This is a genomic window from Geminicoccus roseus DSM 18922 (genome assembly GCF_000427665.1).
GTDB lineage: Bacteria > Pseudomonadota > Alphaproteobacteria > Geminicoccales > Geminicoccaceae > Geminicoccus > Geminicoccus roseus.
Genome location: NZ_KE386572.1, coordinates 371,058 through 384,146, shown reverse-complemented (window position 1 = coordinate 384,146; position 13,089 = coordinate 371,058). Strand labels below are relative to the sequence as shown.

The following is a 13,089-nucleotide window of genomic DNA, read 5'->3' as shown; positions in this document are numbered from 1 at the left end:
CGAAGATGTCGAGCTCGGCCTTGGCGCTCCTGGGCTTTGCCGCCCTGGCGCTCGCGGGGGCCCCGGCCCTGGCGGACGCGGTCTCCGACGCCAAGGCCTATGTGGAGAAGGCCAGCAAGCCCAACCCGCCCTGGGACGGGCCGACCAGCGGGCCGAAGGCTGCCGAGAACAAGACCCTGGTCTATGTCTCGACCGACCAGCGCAACGGCGGGGCGCGCGGCGTTGGCGAGGGCGTCGAGGAGGCCGCCGGCAAGCTCGGCTGGACCGTCCGGGTGCTGGACGGGCAGGGCTCCGTCTCAGCGCGCTCCTCGGCGCTGAACCAGGCGATCGCCTCCCAGCCGGACGCCATCATCCTGGGCGGCATCGACGCAACCGAGCAGGCCAGCGCCATCGAGGAAGCCGCCAGGCAGGGCATCACCATCCTGGGCTGGCACGCCTATGCCAAGACCGGCCCGCACGACAGCCTGCCGATCTTCACCAACATCACCACCGACCCGCTGGAGGTCGCCAAGGCGGCTGGCTCCTATGCGGTCGCCGAATCCGACGGCAAGGCCGGGGTCGTGATCTTCACCGACAGCGTCTACGAGATCGCGATCGCGAAGTCCGACGCCATGGCCGAGATCATCAAGGCCTGCGAGGGCTGCACGCTGCTGGAGGTGGTCGACACGCCGCTCGCGGATGCCAGCTCGCGGATGCCGCCGCTCACCACCGCCCTGCTGCAGCGCTATGGCGACCAGTGGACCCATGGCCTGTCGATCAACGACCTGACCTTCGACTTCATGGCGCCCTCGCTGGCGGCCGCCGGGATCGCCGGCGACGGCCAGCCGCGCAACATCTCGGCTGGCGACGGCAGTGCCGCGGCGTTCCAGCGGATCCAGCAGGAGGAATACCAGGTCGGCACCGTCGCCGAGCCGTTGCGGCTGCAGGGCTGGCAGGTCGTCGACGAGGCCAACCGCGCCTTCGCCGGCGAGAAGGATTCCGGCTACGTCGCCCCGGCCCATCTGTTCCTGCCCTCCAACATCGATTCCGATGGAGGCCCGAAGGGCATCTACGACCCCGAGAACGGCTACACTGACGCCTATCTGAAGATCTGGGGCGTCGCGGCCGAGTGAGCCCTGCCCACGGGCGGGGGGCGGATGCGCGCCTCCCGCCCGGTCCGTCCCTGCCTGCCCGGAGAGTTCCCTTGGCTACCCAAGACCTGCCTGTCCCCGATTACGTCCGCCACATGCGCCTGCTCGGCCATAGCGACCAGGGCGGCCGGCCGGATGGCGTCCAGCTCATGGTCCAGGACGGCTTTGCCTATGTGGGCCACATGTTCTCCAAGGGCTTCAGCGTGGTCGACGTGCGCGACCCCTACCAGCCCAAGGCCGCGGGCTATTTTCCGGCCCCTCCCGGAAGCTGGAACATCCATCTGCAGGCCCACGGCGACCTGCTCCTGGTGATCAACGCCAAGGACATGTTCGCCTCGGCCGAGTTCCAGGACGAGAAAGCCTACTACAAGGGCTCGCTCGGCAAGAAGGTCGGCACCTCGGAGCGGCGGGAGAGTGCTTCCACGCGCGACTGGACCGCCGGCATGGTGGTCTACGACATCTCCAAGGCCGGCGAGCCCAGGCAGATCGGCTTCATGCCGGTCGAAGGCGGCGGCGTGCACCGGATCTGGTACACGGGCGGGCGCTGGGCCTACTGCTCGGTGCTTTTGGACGGATTCACCGACTACATCTTCATGGCCATCGACATGGCCGACCCGACCAGGCCGGAGCCGGCCGGGCGCTGGTGGATCCCGGGCATGAACCAGGCTGCCGGCGAGACCCCGGACTGGGCGCCGACCCGGCGCTTCGGGCTGCACCATCCGATCATTGCCGGCGACATCGCCTACTGCGCCTGGCGCGATGCCGGCATGGTGGTGCTGGACATCGCCGACCGCCACGATCCCAAGCTGATCGTGCACCGCAACTGGTCGCCGCCGTTCGGTGGCGGCACCCATAACTGCCTGCCGCTGCCCGACCGGGACCTCCTGGTGGTGCTGGACGAGGCGGTGCTGGACCACCAGGAGGACGGCGAGAAGCTGATCTGGATCTTCGACAACCGCGAGAAGTCCAACCCGATCAGCATCTCGACCTTCCGGTCGCCGGACGAGGCCGACTACAAGAGCAAGGGCGGCCATTTCGGGCCGCACAACCTCCACGAGAACCGTCCGGGCAGCTATGTCAGCTCGGAGCGGATCTTCACCACCTACCAGAATGCCGGCATCCGGGTGTTCGACATCAAGGACGCCTACCGGCCGACCGAGATCGCCGCGTTCGTGCCGCCCAAACCGAACCAGCTGGTCGACCATCGCCCGAACCGGCCGCAGGTGATCCAGTCCTGCGACATCTTCGTGGACCGTAACGGCCTGATCTACGCCAACGACTACAATGCCGGCCTGTTCATCCTGGAATATACCGGCAGCTGAGAAGCGGGCCTTCGGGCCCGCTCCATCCACAAAAACCTTTACACCCGGGCGCGGATCGCGGCATCTAAGCGCCCTGCCAACGGTGGCCGGTTCCCGGCCGCTTCTTTGGATCGACCGATGAGTTTTCGTCCGCAGGATCACGTCGCAGCGCCGGGCATCTCGCCCGCGATCGCGCGTGGCCGGACGCTGCTGGGCCTGCTTCGACTTATCCGCCCCTGAGTGCGGCGCCCTCGCGCGCGTTCAGGGGATTAGCGATCCGTCGACCATCAGTGCCATTCCCGCAGGAAACTCCATCATGATCCGTACCCCCGACGGCGATTCCATCGTCATCTTCGACACCACGCTGCGCGACGGCGAGCAGGCGCCCGGCTGCTCGATGGACGTGGGCGAGAAGATCCGGGTCGCCGAAGTGCTCGAGCATATGGGCGTCGACGTCATCGAGGCCGGCTTTGCCATCGCCAGCGAAGGCGACTTCCAGTGCGTCAACGAGGTGTCCAAGCTGGTCAAGGACAGCGTGGTCTGCTCGCTGGCCAGGGCCAACCTCGCCGACATCGACCGTGCCGCCGAGGCGCTCCAGCCGGCCGCGCGCAAGCGCATCCACACCTTCATCGGCACGTCGCCGCTGCACCGCCAGTTCCAGCTCAACCTGGACAAGGAGCAGGTCCACCAGCGGATCATCGACAGCGTGACCCGCGCGCGCCGCTACACCGACGATGTCGAGTGGAGTGCGATGGACGCGTCGCGCACCGAGAAGGACTATCTGTTCCGCTGCATCGAGACCGCGATCGCCTGCGGCGCCACCACGGTCAACATCCCGGACACGGTGGGCTACGCCTATCCCGAGGAGTTCGCCGACCTGATCCGCGAGATCCGCTCGACGGTGCCGAACATCGACAAGGCGGTGATCTCGGTGCACTGCCACAACGACCTGGGCCTGGCGGTCGCCAACAGCCTGCTCGCGGTCAAGGCCGGTGCCCGGCAGATCGAGTGCACCATCAACGGCATCGGCGAGCGCGCCGGCAACGCGGCGCTGGAAGAGATCGTCATGGCGGTGCGCACCCGTCCGGACGTGCTGCCCTACCAGACCCGGGTGATCTCCCAGGACATCATGAAGGCGTCCCGCCTGATCGCGGCCATCACCGGCTTCACGGTGCAGCCGAACAAGGCGATCGTCGGTGCCAACGCGTTCGCGCACGAGAGCGGCATCCACCAGGACGGCATGCTCAAGAACGCGCAGACCTACGAGATCATGCGGCCCGAGGATGTCGGCCTCAACCGCTCCAGCCTGGTGATGGGCAAGCATTCCGGCCGCCACGCCTTCAAGAAGAAGCTGGAGGAGCTGGGCTACGCCCTGGGCGACAACGCGCTGAACGAGGCGTTCGTGCGCTTCAAGGCGCTCGCCGACAAGAAGAAGGACATTTACGACGAAGACCTGATGGCGCTGGTCGACGACGAGATCCAGACCGGCGAGCAGGCGATCAAGTTCAATCGGCTGCGGGTGATGTGCGGCTCCGACATCAAGCCGGAAGCTTCCATCGACATCGAGGTCGACGGCAAGCAGGTGACCTCGGTGGCGCTGGGCGACGGCCCGGTGGACGCGACCTTCAAGGCGATCGAGCGGCTGGTCCCGCACACGGCACGGCTGCAGGTCTTCCAGATCAACGCGGTCACCGAGGGCACCGACGCCCAGGCGGTGGTCTCGGTGAAGCTGGAGGAGGACGGCAAGTCGGTGAACGGCCAGGCCTCCGACGTCGACATCATCGTCGCCTCGGCGCGCGCCTACATCTCGGCGCTCAACAAGCTGATCACCAAGCGCCGCAAGACCGCGCCTGCGGCTCTCTCGGCCTGATCCCCGCCACCCCCGGCCGATGCTGGCCGGGGGTGGCGATTTTCGGGCAGCCTTCCCCCCGGTCTGCCCGTTTTCTCGGCAGCCATCGTGCCCGCATGTCACCGCCGGCCCGTGTGGACCGGATCTTGCTTGAGGCCCGCCAACGGCCTCAGCAATGGATGGGCATGGCATGGCGACGACCTATACCCGTGAGCAGAACACCCTCTTCCCGATCGTGCTGGCCCTGGTGGGGGCTGCGGCGACCGGGGTGCTGTGGGCCTATGCCAACCCGATCCAGCTGGTGCCGGGTGTCATCCAGTGGCGGATCTTCGCCTTCCTGCCCTGCCTGATTGGCATCCTGCTGGGGCCCAAGAGCGGTTTCATCTGCGGCTATCTCGGCACCGTCATCTGGTCGCTCCTGGCCGGGACCTTCATCCCGGCCCACTCCCTGATCGTGGACGGGATCGCGGTGGGCATGACCGGCTTCCTGCCGGGCCTGCTGTTCGACCCGGCCAGGACGCCGCTGAACCGGCCGACCCTGGTGAAGATCGGGCTGGTCTGCCTGCTGGTGGGCCTGGGCATGGTCGTGGTGGTGGCGGCGAGCCTAGCCTATCTCGGCATCTTCCCGTTCCTGTGGGGCCTGACCTATCTGGGCCTGTCCGACGTGGTGCCGATGGTGATCGGCACGCCGCTCCTGGTGGTGCCGGCGCTGAAGATCCTGAAAAGCGCCCATCCGGGCGGCTTCACCCGGTTCTGAGCCAAAGCCTTTTCCTGTCGATCGCAGCCTGGGGCCAGTCTTGCTCTCCATCGAAGAACTCGTCGTCGGCTTTGGCGACCGGGACGTCCTGCGCGGGGTGACGCTGGAGGTCGAGCCCGGCCAGGGCGCCCTCATCTGCGGGGCGGGCGCCACCGGCAAGTCGACGCTTCTGGCGGCCGCCTGCGGGGTGGTGCCGCGCCTGGTCCATGCCGACCGGGTGGTCGGCGGGCTTCGGCTGGGCGGCCGGGATTTCGCCGGGATGTCTCGGGCCGAGCTGTTCCAGCGGATCGGGATCGTGTTCCAGAACCTGGACGACCAGCTCTGGGACCTGGAGGTCGAGGACGTGGTCGCCGCACCCCTGGAGAACCGGGGGGTGCCCAGGCCCGAGATCCGCGCCCGGCTCGTCGAGCTGTTCGCCGAACTGTCGATCGGTGCGCTGGCCGGCCGGCGGGTCCTCACCCTTTCGGGGGGCGAGCGGCGCATGGTGGTGCTGGCCTCCGCCCTGGCGGCGCGGCCGGAACTGCTGGTGCTGGACGAGCCGACCACCGGGCTGGACCCGGCCGCGCGGGCGCGGCTGGAGGCGAGCCTGGCCGCCGTGCGGGACCGGATCCCGCTGATCCTGGCGGCCGACCAGGACGCCGCGTCCCTGGCCGGTGCGGTCGGCCGCATCCACCTGCTCCAGGACGGCCGGATCGCGGCCGGCTGGCCCACCGCCCAGGCGCTGGCGCTGCAGGCGCCCTGGCTGGAGGCCGGGGTGATGCCGCCCAGGCGCACGGCCGTAGCCCGGAACCGGCAGGGCAGGGGCGGCGTGCCGCTCCTGCAGGTCGAGCGCCTTCGGACCCGGCTCTGCCGCCCGGACGGCACGCCCGTGCTGCAGGACGTCTCGGTGGAACTGCACGCGGGCGAGGTGGTCGGGCTGGTCGGGCGCAATGGCGCCGGCAAGTCGACCCTGATCCAGACGGTGCTGGGCCTGGCGCCGGCCGCGTCCGGGACGATCGTGATCGAGAAACAGGACGCGAAGACCTGGACGCCGGCGCGCCGCGCCCGCCGGATCGGCTACCTGCCCCAGAACATGCGCCGGATGCTGTTCAACCTGTCGGTGCTGGACGAGATCGCCTTCGCTCTCGCCGGCAGCACCGGCCGCAGCGCCGATCCTGCGACCCGGGAGCGCGGCATGGCCGCCCTGGCGCCCTACGGACTGGCCGGCAAGGCCGATGCCAGCCCGTTCGCCCTGTCGGCGCGCGAGCAGGCGCTGCTGGGCCTGGCCTGCCTGGAGGCGGCGGGGTGTGCGGTCGCGATCCTGGACGAGCCGCTGCTCGCCCGCGACGTGCAGGGCCGTGCCATGCTCGACCGGTTCCTGCGCCGTGCCGCCGAGGCGGGCCGGGCGGTGCTGCTGATCTCCCACGACCTGGATCTGGTCGACGAGCTGTGCGGCCGGCTGCTGGTCCTGGCCGACGGCCGGATCGCCCAGGACGGGCCGATCGAGCAGGGCTGGTCCTCGCCCGCCTTCCGCGCGCTCGGCTGGCCGGCGCCGACCCTGGCCCCGGAGCTCGCCTCGTGAGCCGCCTCCATCGGGTCCATTTCCTGGTCAAGCTCGCTGCCGCCTTCCTGGTGATGGCCGCTGCCTGGCTGGTCGACAGCGCCTGGCCGGCCGTGGCGATCGCCCTGGCCGTGATCCTGGTCCTGGCCGCCGCCCGGGTGCCGGGGCTTGCCGCCTACCTCAAGGGGGCGGCGATCCTGGTCGCCATGGTGCTGGCGACCTGGACGCTGAACCTGACCCTGCAGGGGCAGGAACTGGCGCAGGTGCTGCCGATGGCGGTGCGGATGGCCGCCCGGCTGGTCGCCACCACCGGGGCGTTCTTCTTCGTGATGGAGACCAGCACGCCCGGCTCGATCCTGGCGGCGGCCAGCGCCGCGCGCTTCCCGCCGATGGTGACCCTGGTCCTGTCCCTGGTGTTCGGCATCATCCCGATGCTGCGCGAGGAGTTCCACCGGATCGCCGACGCGCAGCGTGCCCGGGGCATGGAGATCGACGGGGTGCCGCTGCACACCCGGCTGCGCTATGCCCTGGCCCGCGGCGTGCCGCTGCTGGTCCAGTCGATCCGCATGGCCCACGCCATCTCCACCTCGCTCGCGGTCAACGGCTTCGACGCCGCCCACAAGCGCACGACCTGGCGCCAGGTCGGCCTGACCGTGGAAGCCCGCCTCCCGCTGAATAAGGTGCCAGCACCATGACCTCCTCTCCCGTCACCGAGCATCGCTGGACCGTCGACGTCGCCGGACGGCCGGTCGAGCTGCCGATCGTGGCGATCAAGCCGGACTTCGCGATCTCCCTGATGATGGTGATCGACCTGGGCGTCGACTTCCTGGCCCATGTCGGTCGCGAGCTGGCCGCGCGCCTGGAACCGCTGCGGCCCGAGGTGATCGTGGGGGCGGCGACGCTGGGCATTCCGGTGGCGATCGAGGTGACCCGGGCGCTGGGGCTGGACCGCTACGTGGTCCTGCAGAAATCGCCCAAGATCCATCTAGGCGATGCCCTGGTGGAGCCGATCACCTCGATCACCTCCAAAGGCGAGCAGCGCCTGCTCCTGGATCGCCGGGCGATCCCGCTGCTGCGGGGCCGGCGCACGGTGGTGGTCGACGACGTGGTGGCGAGCGGCTCCAGCCTGAAGGGCTCGATCGCGCTGGCCCGCGCCGCCGGGGCCGAGGTGGTGGGCGCCGGGGTGGTCCTCACCGAGGCCCAGGAGTGGCGCCCGGTCCTGGGCGAGGATGCGGCGCTGGTGACCGGGCTCGGCCACATCCCCCAGTTCGCCCCGGACGGGAAGGGCGGCTGGATCCCGATCGCCGGCACCTGATGCCGGAGAAATCACGCAAGTTCTTTGGTTCCGGTTCGGCTATGCTGCGGTCCGACATTGCGGACGCAAAACCATGAATGCCATCCATCTCAAGTGCGAGCGCGCGCCCCAGGGCGGCCTGATCAACCTGAGCTTCGACAAGGCGAGCGGCACCTACCGGTCGGGTTTCTGGAACCTCAGCGTCGAGGACGCGCAACGCCTGGTCGGCGGCTGGATCTACCTGCATCAGGCCAAGACGGTGGCGTCGCAGTTCGGCGGCATGGTTCTCGAGTTCGAGCAGGTCCAGCGCGAGGAACTGGCGCGCAAGGACCGGATCGTCCTGGTGGTGGCGGCGTCTTTGGCTGGGCGCGGCCAGGCGTGGCGAGGCAAGCGCCACGAGATGGCCTGGACCGGCGGCTTGGTGGAGGCATCCCTGCCGCACGAGCAGGAGGCCGCCGCCGCGATGTGAGCGGCCAGAGTAACCTGTTCGCCTTAGGCCGCCGGCATGGCCGGAGAGCATGAGCGGCGCCCGGGCCACAGCCAGCCGGTTCCCTGACCGGCGCGCCGGCCGCAGCACGGCGTTCGGCGCAACCGCATGTCGGCCGCCGTAGAACCGTGACTGGTTTTCTGGCAGATCTGGTTCGCCGGAGGGTTGTGTTCCTTCCGGAAAGTCTCGCGTGGCGGACGACGGCTACATGTTCCTTTCCAGGCTGCTCGGAATCTTTTCGACCGATCTGGCGATCGACCTCGGGACCGCCAACACCCTCGTCTACATGAAGGGCCGGGGGATCGTGCTGAACGAGCCGTCCGTGGTGGCGCTGACCTCCACCAAGGGCCGCAAGCAGGTCCTGGCGGTCGGCAACGAGGCCAAGCAGATGCTCGGCCGCACGCCCGGCAACATCGAGGCGATCCGGCCGCTCCGCGACGGGGTGATCGCCGACTTCGAGGTCGCCGAGGAGATGATCAAGCATTTCATCCGCAAGGCGCATCGCCGCCGCGGCTTCGCCGCACCCTCGATCATCATCTGCGTGCCGTCGGGATCCACCGCGGTCGAGCGCCGGGCGATCCAGGAAAGCGCCGAGGGGGCAGGGGCCAGGCGCGTCCAGCTGATCGAGGAGCCGATGGCCGCCGCGATCGGCGCCGGGCTGCCGGTCACCGAAGCCAGCGGCTCGATGGTGGTCGACATCGGCGGCGGCACCACCGAGGTCGCCATCATGTCGCTGGGCGGGATCGTTTATTCGCGCTCGGTCCGGGTCGGCGGCAATAAGATGGACGAGGCGATCATCAACCATGTCCGCCGCCACCACAGCCTGCTGATCGGCGACACCACCGCGGAGAACATCAAGAAGTCGATCGGCTCCGCCTGCCTGCCCGAGGAGGGCGACGGCAAGCTGATGGAAGTGAAGGGCCGCGACCTCCTGAACGGCGTGCCCAAGGAGATCGTGATCAGCCAGAAGCAGATCTCCGAGGCGCTGGCCGAGCCGGTGATCCAGATCATCGAGGCGGTGAAGATCGCGCTGGAGCACACCGCGCCGGAACTGTCCGCCGACATCGTCGACCGCGGGATCATCCTGACCGGCGGCGGCTCGCTCCTGGGCAACCTGGACTTCGTCCTGCGCCACACCACCGGCCTGCCGGTCAGCCGGGCGGAGGACCCGCTCACCTGCGTGGTGATGGGGACCGGCCGCTGCCTGGAGGACAAGAGCCTGCGCCATGTGTTGCAGGCGGCCTACTAGGGACGAAATTCTTATGGAGGAAGGTTACGTCGACATGGACGATCGTACATGATCACGGTAGCGGTCGGTTGACGAGGATCGCGCGCCGCCGGTGTCCTGACAGGGACCAGGCCGCCCGAACCCGCCCGACCGGCCGGCCTGCCGCGCACCCGACGAGCAGTGCTTGTGAGAAAAGCTGGGGCACGCCATGGCACGCCGCCTCTCCCGACTCCCGGCGTCCCTGAAGGGGGCGGCCGACCGCCTGACGGTCGGCATGCTGGTGGCCGTTTCCGTCCTGCTCCTGGTGGTCGGCAAGGCCGACCTGAAGCTGGTCGATGCCGTCGCCACCGGCGCCGCCGACCTGGCGACGCCGGCGCTGCAACTGGTGACGACGCCGCTCCAGGCGGTGCGCCAGCTGGCCCGCGGCCTTGGCGACAGCCTGGCGATGGCCGAGGAGAACCAGCGCCTGCGCGAGCAGGTCGACCGGCTGCGCGGCTGGCAGGCGGAGGCCATCCGCCTGGATGTCGAGAACCAGGCGCTGCGCCGCTGGGCGGGGATGCCGCCGGCCGATCCGGCGGAACTGGTGACCACCGCCGCCATTGTCGGTGATACCGGCGGCAGCTTCGTGCAGACCCGGCTGATCGACGCCGGCGCCGGCCGCGGCGTCGAGATCGGCCAGGCCGTGGTCGGCGAGGCGGGGCTGGTCGGCCGGATCGTTTCGGTCGGCCTAGCCAGCGCCCGGGTCCTCCTGATCACCGACCTGAACGCCAAGATCCCGGTGCTGGTCGAGGGCAGCGGCGACCGCGCCCTGATGGAGGGCGACAACGGCAAGCGCCTGCGCCTGCGCTTCCTGCCGCGCGACCCGCGCTTCCATGTCGGCGACCGGGTGATCACCTCCGGTGATGGCGGCCTGATCCCGGCCGGGATCGCGGTCGGGGTGATCAGCCGCGCCGACCCGTCCCGGGTCGAGGTGACCCCGTTCGTCGACTGGGCGCGGCTGGACCATGTGCGGGTCCTGCGCGCCCGCCCGGTCGCCGCCCCGGAAGCGGGGCAGGATCTGGTGGAGCGGCGCCACGGCGCCCCGGCCGACACCCGGCTGGCTGTCCGCATTGGTGGCAGCCGATGAGAAACCTGCCGGCCCAGGACCTGGAAGCGCGGCTGCGCCAGCTCCTGCCGCTCCTCACCGTCCTGCTGGCGGCGCTGCTCGACCTGACGCCCCTCCCGGACGTGGGCCCGCAGGGCCAAGCGCCCGACCTGATGCTGGCTGCCGTGTTCTTCTGGTCGCTGCACCGCCCCGACCTCCTGCCCGCGCTGGGGCTGTTCCTGGTGGCGCTGGGCGCCGACCTGGTGGCCGGCAGCCTGATCGGCCTTGGCCCCGCCACGCTGCTGCTGGTGCGCGAGGCGGTGCTGCGCCAGCAGCGCCTGCTGCGGGCGGCCTCGCCCCTGGTGCGCTGGGCCGGTTTCGCCCTGTCGGCGGCGGGCGTGGCGCTGGCCGGCTGGCTGGTCGCCTCCGCCTATGCCCGGCACTGGCAGGCCGCCGAACCGGTCCTGGGCGACCTGATGCTCACCGTGCTGTTCTGGCCCCTGGTCGTGGTGGTGCTGATCCAGGTCCAGGGGATGCTGCCGAGAGCGCGTCATGCAGCAGGAGGCTGACCGGCTTCGCTGGTTCAAGCGCCGCTCCCTCCTCCTGGGGATGGGGACGGTCGGCCTGTTCGGCACGCTGGCCGGCCGGCTCTGGTACCTGCAGATGGAGCAGGGCCAGCGCTACCAGCTCCTGTCGGAATCCAACCGGGTCAGCGAGCGCCTGATCCTGCCGCCGCGCGGCCGGATCCTGGACCGGACCGGCCGGCCGCTCGCCGACAACGTCCCGACCTACCGGGTCCGGGTGGTGCGCGAGCTGACCCGGGACCTGCCGGGCACGCTGGAGAACCTGGCGCAGCTCGTGCCGGTGAGCCCGGAGCGGATCGCGGAGGTGGTCCGCCAGGCGCAGGCCCGGCCGCGCTTCGTGCCGGTGGTGGTGCGCGAGGACCTGTCCTGGGAGGAGGTGTCGGCGATCGCGGTGCGCGCGCCGGAACTGCCGGGGGTGATCCTGGATGCCGGCACCGTGCGCCGCTATCCCGAGGGCATCACCATTGCCCATGTGCTGGGCTATGTCGGCCCGGTCGCCGAGCCCGAGCTGAAGGACGACCGCGACCCGCTCCTGCAGCTGCCCGAGTTCCGGATCGGCAAGCAGGGGATCGAGCGCAGCTACGATCCGATCCTGCGCGGGTCGGCCGGGCGGTCGCGGGTCGAGGTCAACGCGGTCGGCCGCGAGATCCGCGCGCTCGACCGGGACGAGGGCACGCCCGGCCAGGATCTGGTCCTGTCGCTCGACCTGGACCTGCAGCGCTTCTGCATGAACCGGCTGGCTCCGGAGACCAGTGCCGCCGCCGCCCTGATCGACGTGCGGGACGGCGGCGTGCTGGCGCTGGGCTCGGTGCCGAGCTTCGACCCGACCCTGTTCCAGAACGGCATCTCGTCGCGCAACTGGGCGTCGCTCCGCGACGACGCGCTGGCGCCGATGGTCAACAAGGCCTTCAAGGGCGAGTACCCGCCGGGCTCGACCTTCAAGATGATGACCGCCCTGGCCGGGCTGGAGGCCGGGGTGATCGACCGGCACACCCGGATCCGCTGCACGGGCTCGATCCGCCTTGGCAACATCGAGTTCCATTGCTGGAAGAAGGGCGGCCATGGCGCGGTCGACCTGGTGCAGTCGCTGGAGCATTCCTGCGACGTCTACCATTACGACGTCGCGCGCCGGCTGGGCATCGACCGGCTGGCCGAGTACGCTGCCCGGTTCGGCCTGGGCGCCAGGACCGGCATCGACCTGCCCGGCGAGCGGCCGGGCGTGATGCCCACCGTCGCCTGGAAGCGCGCCAGGCTGGACCAGCCCTGGCACAAGGGCGAGACCCTGATCTCGGGGATCGGCCAGGGCTTCGTGCTGGCCACGCCCTTGCAGCTCGCGGTGATGACCGCGCGGCTGTGCAACGGCGGCTACCGGGTCTCCCCCTGGCTGGCGCGCGGCGGCGCGCAGCATGCCACCTGCTGCGGCGCCCCGCCGGAGCCGCTGGGCATCGCGAAAGAGCATCTGGATCTGGTGCTGACCGGCATGTACCGGGTGGTCAACAGCCCGTCCGGCACCGCCCGCGCCTCGGCGCTGCTCACGCCGGGCGTGCAGATGGCCGGCAAGACCGGCACCTCGCAGGTCCGCCGGATCAGCAAGGCCGACCGCCTGTCCGGCGCCTACAAGCGCAAGGACATTCCCTGGAAGCAGCGCGACCACGCCCTGTTCGTCGGCTATGCGCCCGTGGACGCACCCCGCTTCGCGGTGGCGGTGGTGGTCGAGCATGGCGGCGGCGGCTCGGCCGTGGCCGCCCCGATCGCCCGCGACATCCTGGACCGCGCCCTGCAGCAGGGCGTGGCAAGGCCGATGCCGCCGGCACCCGGCGAAGCGGCCTGAGGAG

At 70.2% G+C, this 13,089-nt stretch carries 12 protein-coding genes; all 12 read left to right on the top strand.

The features are described 5' to 3' along the window. The first annotated feature begins 5 nt into the window (after nt 1-5). The 12 genes from GEMRO_RS0103190 to mrdA all read left to right on the top strand — a co-directional run bounded on the left by GEMRO_RS0103190 (nt 6) and on the right by mrdA (nt 13,085). Entirely contained in the window at nt 6-1,112 is a 1,107-nt protein-coding gene (locus GEMRO_RS0103190) for an ABC transporter substrate-binding protein (RefSeq protein WP_027132867.1), read from the top strand. A 113-nt stretch (nt 1,113-1,225) separates the two neighbouring features. Beyond that, nucleotides 1,226-2,452, top strand: coding sequence for an LVIVD repeat-containing protein (locus GEMRO_RS0103185; protein WP_051328626.1), 1,227 nt, complete (start codon nt 1,226-1,228; stop codon nt 2,450-2,452). 295 nt (nt 2,453-2,747) lie between these two features. Continuing rightward, nucleotides 2,748-4,301 (top strand): 2-isopropylmalate synthase, encoded by a 1,554-nt coding sequence (locus GEMRO_RS0103180; protein ID WP_035484655.1) that lies wholly within the window; start codon nt 2,748-2,750, stop codon nt 4,299-4,301. Nucleotides 4,302-4,470: 169 nt separating this feature from the next. Next, nucleotides 4,471-5,037: a hypothetical protein gene (locus GEMRO_RS0103175; protein ID WP_027132864.1), complete on the top strand. Its 567-nt coding sequence runs from the start codon at nt 4,471-4,473 to the stop codon at nt 5,035-5,037. Nucleotides 5,038-5,077: 40 nt separating this feature from the next. Beyond that, entirely contained in the window at nt 5,078-6,598 is a 1,521-nt protein-coding gene (locus GEMRO_RS0103170; protein ID WP_027132863.1) for an ABC transporter ATP-binding protein, read from the top strand. Beyond that, the gene (locus tag GEMRO_RS0103165) at nt 6,595-7,272 is read left to right on the top strand and encodes an energy-coupling factor transporter transmembrane component T family protein (protein ID WP_027132862.1); all 678 of its coding nucleotides are present in this window, start codon (nt 6,595-6,597) and stop codon (nt 7,270-7,272) included. The genes GEMRO_RS0103170 and GEMRO_RS0103165 overlap by 4 nt, the downstream gene beginning before the upstream one ends. Next, nucleotides 7,269-7,892, top strand: coding sequence for a phosphoribosyltransferase family protein (locus GEMRO_RS0103160; protein WP_027132861.1), 624 nt, complete (start codon nt 7,269-7,271; stop codon nt 7,890-7,892). Before GEMRO_RS0103165 ends, GEMRO_RS0103160 begins: the two co-directional genes overlap by 4 nt. A gap of 73 nt (nt 7,893-7,965) precedes the next feature. Further along, nucleotides 7,966-8,340 carry a hypothetical protein gene (locus GEMRO_RS27215; RefSeq protein ID WP_051328625.1) on the top strand — a complete coding sequence of 125 codons (375 nt, stop codon included), beginning with the start codon at nt 7,966-7,968 and terminating at the stop codon, nt 8,338-8,340. 226 nt (nt 8,341-8,566) lie between these two features. Beyond that, the gene (locus GEMRO_RS0103150; RefSeq protein ID WP_035486308.1) at nt 8,567-9,607 is read left to right on the top strand and encodes a rod shape-determining protein; all 1,041 of its coding nucleotides are present in this window, start codon (nt 8,567-8,569) and stop codon (nt 9,605-9,607) included. Nucleotides 9,608-9,794: 187 nt separating this feature from the next. After that, nucleotides 9,795-10,712, top strand: coding sequence for a rod shape-determining protein MreC (gene mreC / locus GEMRO_RS27210; protein WP_051328624.1), 918 nt, complete (start codon nt 9,795-9,797; stop codon nt 10,710-10,712). After that, a complete protein-coding gene (locus GEMRO_RS35615) occupies nt 10,709-11,239 on the top strand; it encodes a hypothetical protein (protein WP_027132859.1) in 531 nt (176 codons plus the stop codon). Before mreC ends, GEMRO_RS35615 begins: the two co-directional genes overlap by 4 nt. After that, nucleotides 11,223-13,085 carry a penicillin-binding protein 2 gene (mrdA, locus tag GEMRO_RS0103135; RefSeq protein WP_027132858.1) on the top strand — a complete coding sequence of 621 codons (1,863 nt, stop codon included), beginning with the start codon at nt 11,223-11,225 and terminating at the stop codon, nt 13,083-13,085. The genes GEMRO_RS35615 and mrdA overlap by 17 nt, the downstream gene beginning before the upstream one ends. The last annotated feature ends 4 nt before the right edge of the window (nt 13,086-13,089 follow it).